General features: G+C 31.5%; 18 protein-coding genes and 1 pseudogene. 6 read left to right on the top strand and 13 right to left on the bottom strand.

From position 1 onward, the window contains the following. Window positions 1–154: 154 nt before the first annotated feature. From alsT to mprF, 3 genes are all read left to right on the top strand, one after another. Window positions 155–1612 carry a glutamine transporter AlsT gene (gene alsT, locus CD041_RS03130; protein WP_037544547.1) on the top strand — a complete coding sequence of 486 codons (1458 nt, stop codon included), beginning with the start codon at window positions 155–157 and terminating at the stop codon, window positions 1610–1612. Between the two features lie 310 nt (window positions 1613–1922). Continuing rightward, window positions 1923–3146 carry an AI-2E family transporter gene (locus CD041_RS03125; RefSeq protein ID WP_002459191.1) on the top strand — a complete coding sequence of 408 codons (1224 nt, stop codon included), beginning with the start codon at window positions 1923–1925 and terminating at the stop codon, window positions 3144–3146. Window positions 3147–3334: 188 nt separating this feature from the next. After that, window positions 3335–5857 (top strand): bifunctional lysylphosphatidylglycerol flippase/synthetase MprF, encoded by a 2523-nt coding sequence (gene mprF / locus CD041_RS03120; RefSeq protein ID WP_002491889.1) that lies wholly within the window; start codon window positions 3335–3337, stop codon window positions 5855–5857. Window positions 5858–6053: 196 nt separating this feature from the next. Here the strand turns inward: mprF and CD041_RS03115 are convergent. The 3 genes and pseudogenes from CD041_RS03115 to CD041_RS12425 form a co-directional block, all read right to left on the bottom strand. Further along, window positions 6054–6432 (bottom strand): annotated as a pseudogene (locus CD041_RS03115) (transposase); the annotation flags it as partial. 309 nt (window positions 6433–6741) lie between these two features. Continuing rightward, window positions 6742–6999 carry an SdpA family antimicrobial peptide system protein gene (locus CD041_RS12430; protein ID WP_002459188.1) on the bottom strand — a complete coding sequence of 86 codons (258 nt, stop codon included), beginning with the start codon at window positions 6997–6999 and terminating at the stop codon, window positions 6742–6744. Window positions 7000–7139: 140 nt separating this feature from the next. Further along, window positions 7140–7385: an SdpI family protein gene (locus CD041_RS12425; RefSeq protein WP_070648582.1), complete on the bottom strand. Its 246-nt coding sequence runs from the start codon at window positions 7383–7385 to the stop codon at window positions 7140–7142. Between the two features lie 746 nt (window positions 7386–8131). Between CD041_RS12425 and CD041_RS12120 the strand changes: the two genes are divergently transcribed. Next, entirely contained in the window at window positions 8132–8287 is a 156-nt protein-coding gene (locus CD041_RS12120) for a hypothetical protein (protein WP_002459186.1), read from the top strand. Window positions 8288–8304: 17 nt separating this feature from the next. On the opposite strand, the gene msrA is transcribed toward CD041_RS12120, so the two are convergent. After that, a complete protein-coding gene (msrA, locus tag CD041_RS03100; protein ID WP_002459185.1) occupies window positions 8305–8817 on the bottom strand; it encodes a peptide-methionine (S)-S-oxide reductase MsrA in 513 nt (170 codons plus the stop codon). Window positions 8818–8956: 139 nt separating this feature from the next. Here msrA and CD041_RS03095 point away from each other — a divergent pair, with 139 nt between their 5' ends. Beyond that, window positions 8957–9937 carry an LCP family protein gene (locus tag CD041_RS03095; protein ID WP_070648580.1) on the top strand — a complete coding sequence of 327 codons (981 nt, stop codon included), beginning with the start codon at window positions 8957–8959 and terminating at the stop codon, window positions 9935–9937. A 58-nt stretch (window positions 9938–9995) separates the two neighbouring features. Here CD041_RS03095 and thmT read toward each other — a convergent pair whose 3' ends face one another. After that, window positions 9996–10181, bottom strand: a complete 186-nt coding sequence (gene thmT, locus CD041_RS03090; RefSeq protein ID WP_002459183.1) for a 2-hydroxymuconate tautomerase — start codon at window positions 10179–10181, stop codon at window positions 9996–9998. Between the two features lie 152 nt (window positions 10182–10333). Between thmT and CD041_RS03085 the strand changes: the two genes are divergently transcribed. After that, window positions 10334–11596, top strand: a complete 1263-nt coding sequence (locus CD041_RS03085) for a Y-family DNA polymerase (protein ID WP_002459182.1) — start codon at window positions 10334–10336, stop codon at window positions 11594–11596. A gap of 115 nt (window positions 11597–11711) precedes the next feature. Here the strand turns inward: CD041_RS03085 and CD041_RS03080 are convergent, their stop codons facing one another. The 8 genes from CD041_RS03080 to CD041_RS03045 form a co-directional block, all read right to left on the bottom strand. Further along, entirely contained in the window at window positions 11712–12803 is a 1092-nt protein-coding gene (locus CD041_RS03080) for a prephenate dehydrogenase (protein WP_070648578.1), read from the bottom strand. A 594-nt stretch (window positions 12804–13397) separates the two neighbouring features. Continuing rightward, window positions 13398–14489, bottom strand: a complete 1092-nt coding sequence (gene ulaG, locus CD041_RS03075) for an L-ascorbate 6-phosphate lactonase (protein WP_002459180.1) — start codon at window positions 14487–14489, stop codon at window positions 13398–13400. A gap of 73 nt (window positions 14490–14562) precedes the next feature. Next, entirely contained in the window at window positions 14563–16239 is a 1677-nt protein-coding gene (locus CD041_RS03070) for a BglG family transcription antiterminator (RefSeq protein ID WP_070648576.1), read from the bottom strand. Window positions 16240–16271: 32 nt separating this feature from the next. Beyond that, the gene (locus CD041_RS03065) at window positions 16272–16976 is read right to left on the bottom strand and encodes an L-ribulose-5-phosphate 4-epimerase (protein WP_002459178.1); all 705 of its coding nucleotides are present in this window, start codon (window positions 16974–16976) and stop codon (window positions 16272–16274) included. A gap of 1 nt (window position 16977) precedes the next feature. Then, window positions 16978–17841, bottom strand: coding sequence for an L-ribulose-5-phosphate 3-epimerase (locus tag CD041_RS03060; RefSeq protein ID WP_002478230.1), 864 nt, complete (start codon window positions 17839–17841; stop codon window positions 16978–16980). 4 nt (window positions 17842–17845) lie between these two features. Further along, complete coding sequence (locus CD041_RS03055) at window positions 17846–18511, bottom strand: 3-keto-L-gulonate-6-phosphate decarboxylase UlaD (RefSeq protein WP_080606579.1); 666 nt, start codon at window positions 18509–18511, stop codon at window positions 17846–17848. Between the two features lie 48 nt (window positions 18512–18559). Next, complete coding sequence (locus tag CD041_RS03050) at window positions 18560–19039, bottom strand: PTS sugar transporter subunit IIA (RefSeq protein ID WP_002459175.1); 480 nt, start codon at window positions 19037–19039, stop codon at window positions 18560–18562. 24 nt (window positions 19040–19063) lie between these two features. Beyond that, entirely contained in the window at window positions 19064–19345 is a 282-nt protein-coding gene (locus tag CD041_RS03045) for a PTS sugar transporter subunit IIB (RefSeq protein WP_002459174.1), read from the bottom strand. Between the last annotated feature and the right edge of the window lie 18 nt (window positions 19346–19363).

The following is a 19363-nucleotide window of genomic DNA, read 5'->3' as shown; positions in this document are numbered from 1 at the left end:
TTTATTTTTTAACTTATATAAAAGCAAGAGATTTACATTTAATAGGAGTAAGTTCATTGTTCCATTTTCAATGAATCATATAACCTAAATTATAAATGTAAATCTCTTAACGTATTCACTAGATAAATTTAGATAAATGTGAGGTATGGATAGAGTGAGAGATTTTGATAATTTGATTCCTGGCTGGTTTAAGACAATTGTGCAAGTCGGAAACGATTTAATATGGTCACAGTACCTAATTGGTCTGTTACTAACGGTTGGCTTCTTCTTTACTATTAGTTCAAAATTTGTACAACTTAGAATGTTGCCAGAAATGTTTAGAGCGCTCGTTGAGAAACCAGAAACATTAGAGTCTGGAAAGAAAGGTATTTCACCATTTCAAGCGTTTGCGATAAGCGCCGGCTCACGTGTGGGTACGGGGAATATTGCAGGTGTTGCTACTGCCATTGTTCTTGGTGGCCCAGGTGCAGTATTTTGGATGTGGATTATTGCTTTTATCGGAGCAGCAAGTGCGTTTATGGAAGCCACACTAGCCCAGATATATAAAGTTCATGATAAAGAAGGTGGGTTCCGTGGAGGGCCTGCATATTACATAACAAAAGGACTTAATCAAAAATGGTTAGGTATTTTATTTGCGATTTTAATTACAGTGACATTTGCATTTGTATTTAATACGGTGCAATCTAATACGATTGCAGAATCATTAAATACACAGTACAATGTCAACCCTGTGATAACAGGCATTGTATTAGCCGTTATTACTGGGATTATCATTTTTGGTGGTGTTCGTAGTATTGCAACACTATCATCACTAATAGTACCTATTATGGCTATTATTTATATTGGTATGGTTTTAGTTATTTTATTGATGAATTTAGATCAAGTTGTTCCAATGATTGGCACAATTATCAAGAGTGCTTTTGGCATTGAACAGGTTGCTGGTGGTGCGTTAGGAGCTGCTATATTACAAGGTATTAAGCGTGGTTTATTTTCAAATGAAGCTGGTATGGGTTCAGCACCAAATGCTGCAGCGACAGCGGCTGTTCCACATCCAGTTAAACAAGGTTTAATTCAATCTCTTGGTGTTTTCTTCGATACAATGCTCGTATGTACTGCTACAGCAATTATGATTTTACTTTATTCAGGTTTGAAATTTGGCGATAGTGCGCCACAAGGTGTTGCTGTCACACAATCAGCTTTAAATGATCATTTAGGATCTGCTGGCGGTATCTTTTTAACTGTGGCTGTGACTTTATTTGCATTTTCATCAGTTGTAGGGAACTATTATTACGGACAGTCTAATATAGAGTTTTTATCAACGAATAAAATAATCTTATTTATTTTTAGATGTTTAGTTGTAATATTAGTGTTTGTTGGTGCTGTAGTTAAAACGGAAACAGTATGGAGTACAGCAGATTTGTTTATGGGACTTATGGCCATTGTGAATTTAATATCGATTATTGGTTTATCCAATGTAGCTTTCGCAGTGATGAAAGATTATCAACAACAACGTAAAGAAGGAAAACATCCCGTGTTCAATCCCGAAAATTTACAAATAAATTTATTTGGCATTGAATCTTGGGGACGTGAAAATAAATCTAAAAAATCATAGTGTAAACTTTTAAAGTTTGAGATATTTTAAAATGAGTAAACTTGTTAAATTATATTTATAATAACCGTTTAAAATTGCGTTGTGCTATTTAAAAACAATTTGTGTTGCTCACAAACTCTGTAAAATAGGGGTAGGAAATTAAGTCATAACTATTGGCTTTTTACCTGCTCCTATTTTATTGTATTGATGCATTTTCAGATAAAATAATCTATAATTTATGACAAGTATGGTATGATATAGATTAGTAAAATACAATCAATTAAAAAAATATAGTTACAAATAGAGAATACGAGTTAAGGTTTGGTGAATAATGATGTTGGATGATAAAAAGAATACAGCTGAAAAGAAACCAGGTAAATTAAGTTTTTCTGAAACAAGATTTATGCGATTTTTTGGTGGTAAGGATCTTATATTTGCACTTAGTGCATTGGTATTATTAGGTATTGTTATATTTATTTTTGACAAAGTCTCATATGTATTTGAGCCTTTTATCATTGTCTTTAACACTATTGTAGCACCAATCATTCTATCGTTAATTTTGTTTTATTTAATCAATCCAATCATTAACTTGATGGAGCGTTATAACATTCCAAGATTGCTGGGTATTGTTATAGTATTTTTAGCTATTGTTGGACTTATTGCACTCATCGTTAATTTATTGATTCCGGTCATTGGCAGTCAGGTAACACGCTTAATACATAATGCACCTGCATATGTGACTAAATTTAATGATACTTTAGATAAGGTGACGCACTTTTCGTTCTTGTCCTCATTTTATGATCAAATACAGACCAATTTAGATTCTTTATCTAAAAAGATTCCTAGTATTGTTACAGACTATTTTGATGGTTTTGGAACTAAATTAAGAACATTTGCTGAAGCTATTGTAAATGTTGGCGTAGTTTTAATAACAACACCATTTGTACTGTTCTTTATGCTAAAAGACGGTCATAAATTTAAAGAGTACACGACTAAAATTATGCCACCTAAATTTAGAAAAGATTATCATGACTTATTAGAAAAAATGAGTGTTCAAGTGGGTTCTTATATACAAGGACAAATTATTGTGTCATTTTGTATTGGTATTTTATTGTTTATTGGCTATACGATTATTGGTCTAGATTATAGCTTAATATTGGCAAGTATCGCTGCAGTAACAAGTGTTGTACCTTATTTAGGGCCAACGATCGCTATTTCACCTGCAATTATTATTGCGCTAATAACCTCTCCGTTAATGCTTTTAAAATTAGCTGTTGTATGGACATTAGTTCAATTTATAGAAGGTCATTTTATTTCTCCAAATATTATGGGTAAAACATTAAAAATACATCCATTAACAATTATTTTCATTTTGCTTAGTGCAGGGAACTTGCTAGGGATTGTAGGTGTCATTTTAGGTATTCCAGCTTATGCGATATTAAAAGTACTGGTGTCTCACATATTCTTAATTTTTAAACGCCGATATAATAAGTATTATGGTGATGATGCTGGAGACTATGATATTCCTAAAGAAGATTCGAAAATAGCAGAATAGTATAGTAGCCGATGAAGTAGGACAGTTTGGGATTGCTTTATCGGCTTTTATTGCATATGTGAATCAATTCAACGGTTTAGTGCACCTTAGTATATTACAAATCTGTTAGGACGATAGTCATGTTCAATCACAGGCAGTTATGATATATTTTCAGTAACAAAAGAATTAATTAGAATTGATGTGAAAAAATGAATCAGGAAGTTAAAAATAGAATTTTATCTATATTAAAAATTACTTTTGCAACAGCATTGTTTTGCATTGTGGTATTTACACTCTATCGTGAATTATCACATATTGATTTTAAAAATACAGTTACCGTATTTAGTAAAATCAATCGCTGGATGCTCGTTGGACTATTTGCTTGTGGTGGTGCATCATTACTCTTGCTCTCTATGTATGATGTCATCTTAGTCAAATCATTAAAGATGGAAATGCCTTTATTTAAAATCATTCGAATAAGCTACATTATCAATGCTTTTAATGCCATTATAGGTTTTGGTGGTTTTATTGGTGCTGGTGTGAGAGCAGTTGTATATAAAAATTATACGGAAGACAAGAAAAAATTAGTACATTATATTTCAATCATCTTAATCTCTATGCTCACAGGATTAAGCTTATTATCTATCTTGGTTGTGTTACATGTATTTAATGCATCACATATGATTGACAAAATAAGTTGGGTACGTTGGATATTATATGTCGTTGCTTTATTTTTACCTATCTTCATCGTATACACGATTATGCGCCCAGCAGATAAAAAGAATAGATTTATGGGTGTGTATTGCACATTAGTTTCAAGTGTTGAATGGCTAGCAGCTGCATTAGTATTATATTTATCTGTATTAATAGTCGATATCCATATTTCATTTATGACTTTAATAGGCGTCTTTATTATTGCAGCTTTATCAGGATTAGTCAGCTTTATTCCTGGTGGATTTGGTGCCTTTGATTTAGTTGTACTTCTTGGTTTAAAATCATTAGACATCCCTGAGGAACAAATTTTATTAGCGCTGTTACTTTATCGTTTTGCCTATTATTTTGTACCTGTCGTTGTGGCACTATTACTCTCTACGTTTGAATTTGGATCAACTGCTAAACGTTACTTTGAAGGTTCTAAATACTTTGTTCCGGCTAAAGACATCACCTCTTTTGCAATGTCTTATCAAAAGGATATTTTAGCAAAAATCCCATCATTATCGGTGGCTATCCTTGTTTTGATAACAAGTATCATGTTTTTTATAAATAATATGACGATTATTTATGATGGTTTATTTGATGAAAATCATCTTGTGTATTACATTGTGTTATCAATTCATACAAGTGCCTGTTTATTACTATTGTTAAATGTGAAAGGGATATTTAAACAAAGTAGAAGAGCTATTATTTTCGCAATGATCTCGATTATATTAATTTTTGGAGCAACAATTTATACATATGCATCTGCCTTATTATTAAGTTGGCTTATTGTTATGTTTGCTATATTGGTTGCTGCATACCGTCGTGCGAAAGTATTAAAGCGCCCATTCAGATTACATCAATTTGTAATGTCATTTATTATGAGTGTTGTTGTGCTTTATGTGAATCATTTTATTATCTCACAAACTTTTTATGCGTTGGATGTATATCAAATAGAAATGAATACATCTGCATTGAGATATTATTTCTGGTTAACCATTCTAGTGATTATACTTGTTGTAGGTATTATTGCCTGGTTGTTTGATTATCGATTTAATCGTCCACATCAAATAAACGACTATAAACAATGTGAAACTATTATTGATTCATATGGGGGTAACTATTTAAGCCATTTGTTATACAGTGGTGATAAAGATGTTTTTATGCATGATAATGAACAAGCCTTTTTAATGTATCGTTATAAAGGTAATGCGCTTGTTGTACTAGGTGATCCTATTGGGGATACTCAAAGCTTTCAAACGCTACTCGAATCGTTTTATCAATACGCTGAACGCTTAGGCTATGATGTTATCTTTTATCAAGTAAGTGATCGATTTATGCCACTCTATCATAACTTTGGTAATCAATTTTTCAAATTAGGGGAGGAAGCTATTATTGATTTAACCCAATTTACTATTTCAGGTAAAAAGCGTAGAGGCTTCCGCGCGACACTTAATAAACTTGAAGAGCTTGAGTTTAAGTTTGAAATTCTTGAACCGCCATTTTCAAACAACCTTATGAGTAGTTTAAAAGAAATTAGTGATATGTGGCTGGATGGTCGTCAAGAAATGCACTTTTCTGTAGGACAATTTACGCCGGAATATTTATCCAAAGCACCGATTGGCGTTATTAAAGATAAAGATGATAAAATCATTGCTTTCTGTAGTTTAATGCCAACATATTATAATGATGCTATATCAGTTGATTTAATACGGTGGTTGCCGGAAATTGAATTACCACTAATGGATGGCTTATATTTACACATGTTATTGTGGAGTAAAGAAAAAGGTTACGGTGCCTTTAACATGGGTATGGCCACATTGTCTAATGTTGGTCAAATGGATTTTGCTTTTGTGAGAGAAAGAATTGCTGGACGTGTTTTTGAACATTTTAACGGTTTATATCGTTTCCAAGGATTAAGACGTTATAAAGAAAAATATAGTCCTAATTGGGAACCAAGATTTTTAGTTTATAGAAAAGACAGTTCTTTATGGTACAGCATGTTAAAAGTAATGCGTGTCATACGTCATAAATAATAAAACTAGGTGAACATCCTCTCAAGAAAAATTCAGGATAGAATATAAAGCCCAAAATAAACATATTAAGATTAGTCAAGCCCTTTAAAATAAGCATTATTAAATTAGTCCGTTCAATTTAAATTTTTTGAATAAGGTGTTAAACTATATTTGGTTGTACGTTTGACTCATGTGGAGACATTTGATAATCGTACAATTACCGATTCGATACTAAATAATGAATCGTTTTTAATAGTCGATTGATTCATACATGCGATGACGGCAGTCTTATGAGCTTTCTCATTAGGCTGCTTTCTTAATTTATAGTAATAATCGACGACATGGTTATCATAATGACGTTGTCCCCTAATAATATTCATAACCACCCAAAATAAAAGTCTTCTCTCTTTTTTATTGTCATTCTTGGTAATCGTATCTCTACTGTGTGTACCACCTGATTGATATCGTGTAATATCTCCGATTTCGCCAATAATCATAGCCGTTGTTAATTCACCAATTCCAGGTATTGAATGAATATTTTGAAAACAATTAAGTTGCTTTGCTAACTGAATCATAGCTTCATCTAATTGTTTGAGAAGTTGAAACTTTACTTAACCTTTCTCATTTCATTTTCCTATACACGGTTTCAAGAACCCAACATACTACAAACGAATTTCAAAAGGCGAGAGTAAAGCTGACTAGTTTTTAATACGGGTTTAAAACCAAAGAGACCGTACAGTCTACTCCTCTCTATAACTATAAAAAATAGCTATGAAGAAATCTATCGTCATAGATTTCTTCATAGCTAATCTTAGTATGTTTCCAAGGAATAGGATCACTATAATATATGATAATATCTCCTCTTTACTTTTGGATTTAATTGATTGTTAACCATTTTGATTTTTTCATTTTTCGACCAAATTTAATAGGATTACTAGTAGTGTCTTTCCATTTTTTTCGTTTATTTTAGATATTAGTCTTCCAACTTCTACATCTTTTAATCTGCCATATCTAGATAAACCAAAATAGTTATTTGGGCTAGCGTTTGGAAATTGTGTTGCTCGTTCTCCTGTTTTTGTGTTGATAACTCTATATGTATTATCTCTAGGATTTCTACTATAAAAAGCCCATCCTTGAGGAAGTACTCTAAAGACAAGAAGCATTAATGATTTGTGTTTTATCTTTAGTAGGGTTATTAGGCATTATACTTAATATAGAACTAATAAATATTAAAAAATAAACAAGAAATACTGATATCAAAATCATGATAGTTTTATTGAATGTAAGATCTTCTTTTTTGTTATTATTCGACCATTTTTTTCACCTCTTTTTCAGTGATTATTATAATTACTATAATGAAAGTGATAAATAGGATGAATTGTATTATTAAAGAAGTGATAGAAATACCAAATATTATGTCAAATATAGTCCATACTATCCCTAAAGGTAAAAACCAATAGCTAAATTTAATACTAAATTTAACAAAAAAATCTTGAGTCAATTTCCAATTCTTTTTATTTTTCATTGAACTTTTAGTTCGCAGGCCCATAAAATAGTTAACTTGATCTCCAACATTATTTTTTAAAGAATTTTTTAAAAATAATGTTATTATTAAATTAGATAAAACTGTTAATAGTAAAATTATAATTAACCAACTCCTTTTTTTAATATAGCAAACGGTTGAAATAAAAACCAATCCTATTTTTAAAACTTTAATTTTTAATTTAACTTTAGAAATAATTTGATGAATACGCTATACAAAACGATTACCTATAATCGTTAATTATGTTAACTAAACTAAAAGGCATAAACGTTGATTTAACAGCGTTTATGCCTTTTGATTATTATTATCCATTATGCAGGTTTTATACATACTTCCAATGATACGTTTTCATATATTTTGATCAAGAGAAATTTTGTATCTTTATTCAGTTCTTAAGCGTCTAAAAAATAGACGGGTAGCATTCAATTTGATTTTTGATGACGATGATACAAATTTACTATACGTACTTGAAATATGTGTTTAATACAACTTTAAAAACAGTCGGGGACATAAATCCTAGAAAAATAGCCAATAAATGACTTTTATAATTGTATTTACTGGCTTCTTTATTTACAATATTTCGTATTGTTGGCTCGCTTTCTTAGGGGACAGCTTCAGCTTGTCCTGTTCCCTCGAAAGTCTCGCCAAAATACGGCGTATTTATTTGTAATGATACATTGAAATACTTTAAAAAATAAGGCACTTTCGTATAATTTAATAAACTTCACTAAACTAAATTAACGAGGTACCTTATGTATAAAGCGATAACAAGACGCAACATCTGCCATTTAGTATTAATACTTTCAAACGATATCTCTCATCATATTAATGATATTATTGAAACGATACTCGAAGAAAAAGATTTTGGAATTTTAATTTTAATCTATTTTATTTATATCACAGATTGATTTTAGATAAAGTAACATTAATGTAAATCTGCTTGATAATTAGCACGATCTTGTTGTTCTTTGGCATAGCGCTCAGGATTCTTTTTATAAAAGTCTTGGTGATATTCCTCTGCTTTATAAAAAGTTGAAGCAGGTAAAATCTTTGTGGCAATAGCTTTGTCAGAATATATGGTATGTTGTAATTGCTGAATGTAGTTTTCGGCAATTTTCTTTTGATCATCGTTCGTATAAAAAATAGCTGTTTTATACTGGGAACCTCTATCTTGAAACTGGCCTGCATCATCTAATGGATCAATCACTGAAAAGAAAATTTCAAGTAGTTTATGATATGAAAAAAGTGCAACATCGTATTCAATTTTAACTGTTTCATAATGACCTGTTGTACCTTTTTTAACATCTTCATAAGTTGGATTGTCAGTCGTTCCTCCCATATAGCCTGATGTTACTTTTTCAATACCTTCAAAAGTATCGAAAGGCTTTGTCATACACCAAAAGCAACCTCCGGCAAAATATGCGGTATTTATATTCATTTATACCATCCTCTCATTAGACCTTAGTACCATTTTTTCATAAATATCTTGATTTTTTTAGCTATTTTCTATAACTTTAATGTATATTATAATACATAGATAGCGTATTTTGAAGAAATTAAAATTAAGGTAGGTAGCCATGGCAGAAGAGAAGGAACAAACCAAATACAGAAGAAGTAATGGGACTACTACTTCAACTAAAAAAACTAAAAAACGTATAAAAAAATTACCCATCGCAATATTAATTGTTTTGATTTTACTTGTGAGCTTGATTGTCTATATTACAGTGAGCTATCAAAATGGAATTAAATATGCTGAAGAACATGCAAAGGATGTTAAAATTCATAAATTTAATGGCCCTATAAAAAATGATGGAAAAATTTCAGTGTTAGTGCTAGGTGCAGATAAAGCACAGTCTGGAAAATCTAGAACAGATTCTATGATGATTGTACAATACGATTATTTACACAAAAAAATGAAAATGATGTCTGTGATGCGTGATATTTATGCAGATATTCCTGGATATAATAGCTATAAGCTTAATGCAGCTTATACATTAGGTGGTCCAGAGTTATTAAGAAAAACTTTGAATAAGAATTTAGGAATTAATCCTGAATATTATGCAGTTATTGATTTTACAGGTTTTGAGAAAATGATTGATGAGTTAGCGCCTAATGGGGTGCCTATAGATGTTGAAAAAGATATGTCCAAAAATATTGGCGTGTCATTAAAAAAAGGACACCATCGACTTAATGGTAAAGAGCTATTAGGATATGCTAGATTCCGTCATGATGCTGAAGGTGATTTTGGTCGTGTACGTCGTCAACAGCAAGTGATGCAAACATTAAAGCAAGAATTAGTAACACCTAGCACAGTTTTTAAATTGCCACGTGTTGCAGGTATTTTAAGAGGTTATATTAACACAGATATGCCCGATTCAGCGATTTTCCAAACAGGTATAAGTTTTGGTATTCGTGGAGATAAAGATGTACAGTCTCTGACTATACCAGTGAAAAATTCATACCAAAATATCAATACGAATAATGATGGAAGTGCCTTAGATATTGATAAACAAAAAAATAAAGAAGCTATCAAGAAGTTTTTAGATGATGATAACTAAGTATAGTAAAAACGCCAACTACGCATGTAGCTGGCGTTTTTATCGATTTTAAAGGGTTTTATTGATCAGATTTTCTTATTCCGCCTACACCATAATGATTTTTCTTCATTTCTTCAATAATCACATGAATTGCATCACGATTAGCGCCTGTTGTTTTTTCTACTGCATTAGTGACTTCTGATACTAATGCTTTCAATTGTTCATCAGAGCGACCTTCTATTAATTTTACATTTATGATTGGCATAAATAGCGCCTCCTTTAAAATTTAAGTCTATTTTAGTATAGCATGAAACCTTTATATTTAGAACAATATTTTATAGAACATTTGTTCCTATAAGTATTGAAAAAGAACATTTGTTCGTATATAATTAAAATATCTACAGGGAGGTAGTGGGAATGTATGATTACAATTTATTAGACGATAGGGATGTCTTATGTATTGATCAAAAAAGCTTTTTTGCAAGTGTTTCATGTATAGAGAAAGGTTTAAATCCAAAAACAACAAAGTTAGCAGTAGTAGCAGATACTAAACGACAAGGCTCAGTGGTACTTGCAGCAACACCAAAATTAAAAGAATTAGGTATTAAAACAGGTTCAAGACTATTCGAAATTCCACATCGTAATGACATTTATATTATTAATCCTAGTATGAGGAAGTATTTAAACGTATCTATAGCTATTTCAAAAATAGCATTACGTTATGTTCCAGCTGAAGATTTACATCAATACAGTATTGATGAATTTTTTATGGATGTAACAGATAGTTATTATCGCTTTAATTCTACTGTTACTGCTTTTTGTGAACGCTTAAAAAAGGAAATATATGAAGAAACAGGAATTATGTGTACAGTAGGTATTGGCTCAAATATGCTGTTAAGTAAAGTAGCAATGGATACTGAAGCTAAACATACTATAAATGGTATAGCAGAATGGCGTTATCATGATGTTCCGAATAAATTATGGAATATACAACCTTTGAGAGAATTTTGGGGAATTAATAAACGGACAGAAGTTAAATTAAATAAACGTGGGATTTTTACTGTGGGAGATTTAGCAAAATACCCACATAACCAATTAAAGAAAGCATTTGGAATATTAGGTACTGATTTACATTTACATGCGAATGGAATAGATCAAAGTAAGTTACGAGATAAGCATCATATTACAAATCCTTCAATTTGTAAGAGCCAAATTTTAATGCGAGATTACACCTTTGAGGAATCTAAAGTAGTTATGCAAGAATTAATAGAAGATGTGGCAAGCAGGGTGAGAGCGCGAAAACAAATGGCAAGAACGATTCACTTTTCATTTGGCTATAGCGAAGGTGGTGGCGTGCATAAGCAATATACACTTGAAGATCCTACTAACTTAGAAAAAGAAATATTTAAAGTAGTAAACTACTATGCTAATCATTTATGCGATAAAAAAGTATTATACCGTACATTAAGTGTATCTTTAACACAACTTGTACCTGAAGATCAACGGCAATTGAATTTATTTTTTGATGAATACGAACGTAAACGAGATGAAAAATTAGCTAAAACGATTGATAATTTACACATGAAATATGGTAAAGGCATTGTATCTAAAGCTATATCTTATACTGATTCAGGTACTAAGCACGGACGTTTAGGATTAATGGCAGGACATAAGATGTAATAATTACATTGGGAGTCGGACAGAATTCATGGTGAATTCGTAGTCTCGCCCCGGCAAGGTTGACTAGGATTGAAAAAATGGTACCAGCGTATTTTCAATCCAATCAACTACTGACTTATGGTACATAGGTATCAAATTCATGCAAAGCTTTAATACCTTTATCACGATCTTCGGGTGTTTTAAAACTGATTTGAAGTGCACCAAGAATATCTTCACGGACTTCTAAAATTTTTAAGTTGCTTATAGAAATGTTATGTAAACTTAGAATATAAGTAACTTGGTTAATCATACCCGGTTTATCCGGAATATCTACAAATAGATCATACGCTGTATTTAATGCGCCTTGTTGTTTAAGGGGTAAAGCATCACGATATGTTTTAGCGTTAGCAAAAAACGCTTGAATTTCTTCGATTTTATCGTTTTGAATTATTGAAGATAATGCTACTAATTGTTGTTGCATATCTTGTATTAAGTTTAGAATGGCTGTTTTATTACTAATTGTAATATCGCGCCACATTTCTGCATTACTACTAGCTATGCGAGTAATATCGCGAAAACCACCAGCAGCAAGTTGTTTAACTAATTTATGTTTTGTAGATTGATTTGCATTTAAATGCACCAAACTAGCTGCAATAATATGGGGTACATGGCTAACAGCTGCAGTGACAATATCATGTTCTTTTGCTGTTGTTTCAATAAATTTAGCTGAAGTAGAGCTAAATAATTGTTTCAAATATTGAGCAGCATCGCGATTTTTAGTTGAATTATAAACGAGAACGTAATATGCATTTTCAAATAAATGCTTTTTAGCATTTAACACCCCAGACTTATGACTACCGGCCATTGGATGGCCACCTACAAGGTGTATATTATGATGCAATAGTCGATTTTCAAATTCTAAAACGTTTGTTTTTGTACTCCCAGTATCAGTAACAATTAGGTTAGCCTGAGTGTTAAATAGATGTAATTGAGCTAAATAACGAATCGTTTGTTGAACAGGCGTTGCAAAAATTAAAACATCTGCTTGTTCAACGGCAATGCGATAATCGGTTATTTTAGTATCAATAATACCCATAGAATATGCTTTTTCTAACTGAGAAATATCTGAATCATATGCAGAGATATGAATATTACTGTGATAATACTTTAAATTACTTGCCAAGCTACCGCCAATTAAGCCTAGTCCAATAAAAACAATATTGTGCATTAAGAATCACCTTATTCAAAATTTTCAGAATAAAAACATTGTAAAGTAGATGGAGTAATTAATCAAATATAATTAGGGGAGTAAAAGGTATAGTAATCTGTAATTTAAAAAAGGGATATATGCGTGACTGAAAATACTTTAGAAACAATCCAGACACTAATTGAAATTGGTAGTCCAACAAGAAATGCGACAGAAGCAATATCATTAACAGTTAGTTTATTCGACACGGATAATTAATAAAGCTGCATTACTTATAATAGTAAAAGGGAGAACTGTAAAATTCAAACTGAATCAGGAGAAATCTTTATAGGAATAATATATTTTACATGAAACAAATGTTCATGTTTATAAAGACAGCAATAAACAGTCTCTATAGACGATAAACATATGGAAGTGCGCATTGGTGAGAGAACACAATCAGCATAAGAAACTAGAGATTTAGGTATAGAAGTGGGGGATGTATGAGTTTTGATTCAAGGACAAAAATTACAAAATTAGAGTTTATTAAAGCGTGCCAGCAAAATTTCAGGTTTTGCCGACACGCTGTGATAACCGTTTGATAAGTGTTTTTTTATTTATTGCTTTCTAATTCAATTATAATAATGCTTTAAATTGAATATTTGAAGGTTGTTCAAAAGCATCATCAAAACCGCGTGGGTGATGGTATTCTATTTTATCTTTGTCTTCTGGATAAGTATATTTACCACCAACTTCCCATATGAAAGGATGGAATTGATACTGTAAGCGATCTTTGCGCATTTTCCAGAGTTCTATAATTTCATTTGTAGATGCCATGAAATTAGACCAAATATCATAATGTACTGGAATAATTACTTTCGCATTTAAGTTTTCTGCCATACGTAAAAGATCAATCGATGTCATTTTATCTTGAATACCTACAGGATTGTCACCATAGTTATTGAGTACAACATCTATTTTAAAGTCTTTACCGTGCTTGGCAAAGTAATTTGAAAAATGTGAGTCAGCACCATGGTAAATCGTACCACCTGGAGTTTCAAATACATAATTGACTGATTTTCGAGCCATTTCTTCGTCAGTTACTGGAAGTCCTTTTAAATTGTTGTCATTTTCTTCGCTGCCTTCAACTGGCAATGTAACAAGACAAGTTCTATCGAATGATTCTACCGCTGTTACTTTTACATCTTTAAATTCGAAGCTTTCACCTGGCTTTATTGTGATAATACGATCTTCTGAAACACCCCATTCTTTCCAGATGCGGGCACATTCATGCGGACCCACAAATTTAACATGGTTTAATTTTGGATTGTTGAAGATTGCCGCAGCTGTATTAATATCAATATGATCACTATGGTAATGAGAAACTAGGTAATAATCTAATTCGTTTATCGCAAATGGATCAATAACCATTGGCTGTACACGAAGATTTGGTTGTAGTTTACGAACGCCTGCCATATTGGCCATTTGATGTCCTCGAACCATATCTTTAACTTTTTTAGTAGATTTGCCTCTGTTTGACCATAAGTCCATAACGATATTTGCACCTTCTGGCGTTTTGATCCAGATACCACAATTGCCTAACCACCACATTGCAAAATTACCTTCATTAACAACTTCATTTTCTATTTCTTCATTAAGCCAAGTTCCCCATTCTGGAAAGGTAGATAGAATCCATGACTCTCTTGTAATATCTTTAACATTTTTCATTATTGAATCTCCTTATATCATTATTGTTATTTAAGTATTTCAATGAATCTACTTTCTTTATGCAAATGAAATTTTAAAAATTTTTAGTTTCTAAAGTTTGGATTAATTCTTTGAGAAATAACTTTTCGATTTGATTTCGTAAGTTATATTGTTCACTTTCATCTCTAATATAATGTTTCAATATTAAATCTAGTTGATTAGAAAAATTATAAAAATTTATTTCATTACTTGAATATCTATAAGAAACGATACGTATAATATCTTCATTTGTGAGAATTGGATTAACAAATATTACGGGAATATCCGTTTCGATAGCATCACTTGTAGAAATGATAATATCTGAATTTAAAATTTCTTTAACACTATCGAATTCTTCTAAAGTAAATACAGTATCAATATATGCATTAGATATATAGGACTGGCATTGTTTTAAGAAGAATTTTCTCATGCCAATACCTTCATCGCATATAAGTGTAATTTTTTTAACTGGTATTTCACTATTTGGATTATTGTGAATTGCACCACCAAGATGTATGGCTATATAAGCTATGTCATCATCAGTCATGTGTATTAGCCAAGCTTCTTCAAGTAATGTAATACAACGCTTTGTAACCATGAATAGATAGTTGAACTTTTCTTTAATATTATTTGTAAATTGTGTATCTGAAGGAATATTGTAAGTCTTTTGATAAAGTAAAGATTTACAGTGTGTTAGAAGTTGATTCAACAACATATTTCGTTTTGAAATATTTATATTATATTCATGCTCAAAAAGCGATAAAAATAATTCTAAAGTCTCACGCATATCATCATAATCATTACTAACATTATGAATATCACTATCTTTACGCAATGATAAAAGTAAAAGGGCTATAATATTTTTTGCCATTTGATCAAAAGAAACATTAAATTCAGACTCTAAAGAGGATACAAGCTTTTCAGACACTTTATATTCAATGCGCTCTTGAACAAGTATGAAATCTTTTCTTATCAATTCATAATTGTAAGCATTAATCCCACTGTTATAAGAAACCATTAACAAATAGGGTAGTATTTGTAACATAAACTCACTATCTTTTCGATTAAGTATTTTACCTAAATCATTACTTATTTCTTTTAATAAGGTCTTTAAAAAATCCGTTTTTTCTAATGAGTGATAGTGACTAAAGCTTGTATTAGATAAAAGTTTCTCATGAATCAAAGATTTAAAAGCTTCAGATGATGATTTATGAATTTCATGCAGTATTTTATATATAAATTGAATTTTAGATAACAGATGGCATTCAATATAATATCCTCCAAACTTTTTTACACGTAGATGAATATTAAATTGTTCAAATTCTATAAGTTCTCGAATATTATTGAGATCATTTAGAATCGTATTATGTGAGACATCAACAAGTTCCATAAGTTTGTTGATTGTAATGAATTCATTTGAGATACAAATATATATGATGATTAGCCATTGGCGTTCTTCTATGCTCATAACATATTGCGTTGTATCAGATTTACTTAATAATTCTATACAGGCGCGTTTTTGATTATCGTTTAATAAAATACCAATATGTGGGTAGTTTATTATTTTCTTTGTATCGTCTGGTAATGACTGATTTATTTTTTTAAGGTGATAGTATACTTTACGTCTAGATTGACAAAGATTTTTTGAGATTTCTGTAATTGTTTCTGGTTGTTCAATTTGAATTAAGTAGTCTAGTAGAGTATGACTTGTTTTATCTAAGCTGAGTATCATAAACTATCACCTTTTTATTTAGTATTTTAATGTTATTGCTGACCGTAATAAGCGTTAGTGCCATGTTTTCTTAAATAGTGTTTATCCATAATATAACTTGGTGCATTTTCCACACACGGATTAATTTGTTTCGTATATCTGTTCATCTTGGCGACTTCTTCAAGGACAACAGAATGATAGATAGCTTGTGAAGCATTTTTACCCCATGTAAACGGACCATGATTACTAACGATAACACCAGGAATAGACGTTGGATCAAGTTTTCGTTCTTTAAAAGTTTCGACAATGACTTTTCCTGTTTCTTTTTCATAGGCATCTTCAACTTCATTATATGTCAATGAACGTGTACATGGTATAGGACCATGAAAATAATCTGCATGAGTTGTACCTAAGAATGGAATGTCTAATCCTGATTGTGCCCATCCAACTGCTTCTGTAGAATGTGTGTGTACAATCCCGCCAATTTCTGGCCATGCCTTATATAATTCAAGATGTGTTTGAAGATCAGAAGAAGGGTTAAATGATCCTTCTAATACGTTTCCTTCAAGATCTGTGACGACCATATTTTCCGGTGTGAGTTTTTCATAATCTACGCCAGAAGGCTTAATGACCACAATTCCTAAATCACGATTGATTTCTGATACATTGCCCCAGGTGAATTTAACAAGTTTGTATTTAGGAAGTTCTATGTTTCCATGATATACGTTCTGACGCATTTGTGTTAATGTTTCTGACATACTATTTTAACCCCACTTTCTCAATTAATGGATAAAGAAAAGATTGTGCAGTTTTTATAGCGTAACGTGTTTCTTCAACAGTATCATAATTTTCTGACCACATTTCAATCAGGAATGGGCCATTATAATGAATATCCTTTAATATTTTAAAAAACTTTTCCCATTCTACACAACCTTCTCCAAATGGTACATCTCTGAATTGTCCATTTGAATCTTCTGTTACTGCGTATGTGTCTTTTAAGTGTATAGAGGCAATAGATTGTCTCCCTTTATAAAATTCATCTAAAAGGTTATTGTTCCATGCAGATATATTACCTATGTCTGGATAGACGTATAGAAAAGGGGAATTAATTTCTTTTTCAATGGCAAGATATTTTTTAATTGAATTAATGTATGGATCATCCATTGTTTCGATTGAAAGAATGACTTGAGCTTCTTCTGCCCACGTACAAGCTTGTCGAAGATTCTTTATAAATCGTTTGTGAGTATCTATGGATTTTTCTTCATAATAAACATCATAACCAGCTAATTGAATATTTCGCACACCGATATCTTGCGCAAATTCTATACATTTTTTCATTAATTCCATAGATTTTTCTTCAGTATTAAAATCATTTGACCCCATTGGGAAACGCCTATGACCACTGAAAGTAATCGTAGGTATACGTATGCCTGTTTCGAAAATAGCTTTTACAAGTTCTAGTCTTTGTTCTTTAGACCAGTCTAATCTTGCTAAACGAGTATCTGATTCGTCAATAGATAGTTCGACAAAATCAAAACCGAGTTCTTTAGCGAATTTAAGTTTTTCTATCCACGTATAATGTTTTGGCAATGCTTTTTCATAAATACCAATTGGACGAGACATAATCTTACCCCCAAATACGCTTGATTTCATCTTTAAATTCACGTGCAGCAGATAGTGGGTCTTCAGCTTCTGTAAGACTACGACCAGCAATAAATGTATAAACATCTATACCTTTAAAAAGTTTAAGTGTTTCTACAGATAAACCACCCGTAACAGATACACGGAAGCCCATATCGATTAATTTTTTCACTTTTGAAAGATCTTTTCCCCCCCAACTTTCGCCATCTAATAGAGCATCGCGCGACTGATGATATATTGCTTGTTCAATACCAATATCGAGCCACTTTTGAGCTTCTTCAAAAGTCCAATCTCCATATAATTCAACTTGTATTTCTCCTTGATCACCTCGTTCTTCTTTAATAGCTTTAAGTGCAGCTTTCATTGTTGGTATAGTTGCTGAGCATATACATGTCATCCAGTCAGCTCCTTTTTTGGCGTTGTTTAAAGCTACTGTTCCGCCAGCATCTGCACATTTAGTGTCAGCGACAATTGTTTTATTAGGAAATAGTTTACTTAGTATTTCTACTAGTTCACTTCCTACCTGTAAAAGACAAACTGTTCCAGCCTCAATGATATCAACTTCATTTCCAACGAGTGAAGCAGCTTTAACCGCATCAGACATTGTTGAATGATCTAATGCTACTTGCAATTTAGGTAATTTCTTTGTCATTTCTTTTCCTACTTTCTAATTAAATTTAATATTATTTATAAATAAATTTTAAAATTTAATTCCTTCAAGATAAGGGCTATCTTTAGTTTCTTCAATTATAGAAAGGACTTCATCTTTAGTTTGACAATCATTTAAACGTCTAATTGCATCTTTTAAATCAAAAAGTGCAACAATTTGAGGTATAGCAATTGAATTATGAATTTTCGAGCTCGTTGCAGCCAATGTAAGAAGAATACTGACTTCTTTTCCGTCTGAGAACTTTACGGGTTCGTTAAGAATAATTAATGAGAATGCATCTCTTATTACACCTGCTTCAGGACGAGCATGGGGCATAGCCATTCCAGGAGTTAATATATAATATGGACCATAATGTTCCGTCGATTCAATAATTGCATCGTAATATTCAGGTTTAACAGCACCACTATCGATGAGTGGTTGTACAGATAACTTAACAGCTTCTTTCCAATCTTTCGCAGTCAAACCTAACTGAATTGAATCGTTATCAATCAAAGCTTGTTTTAAATTCATAAGTATTGTGCTCCTAACTAAAAATTATTTTAAAGCTTCTTTTAATTTAGTTTTAATTTCATTGTCATCCATTAAGTTGTCTAAGCCTATGAGTTTGCATTTTGTATAGTCTTTCATCTCTGCAATTAAATGGTTAGAAACGATGACTATATCATAATTACTAGCAATTCCTTTAGCTTCTCCTACTGAGCAAGATGCAGATTCAACATTTAATACATTTAATTCTCTTAATGCGTTTTCAACTTTCATTTTGATAACCATTGATGAACCCATTCCGTTTCCACATGCTGTAAGTACTTTAATCATAAAAATTCCTCCTAAATA

The sequence above is a fragment of the Staphylococcus lugdunensis genome, assembly GCF_002901705.1.
Taxonomy (GTDB): Bacteria; Bacillota; Bacilli; order Staphylococcales; family Staphylococcaceae; genus Staphylococcus; species Staphylococcus lugdunensis.
Note: the sequence above shows the minus strand (reverse complement) of the source record. Positions and strands in the feature narration are given on the sequence as shown.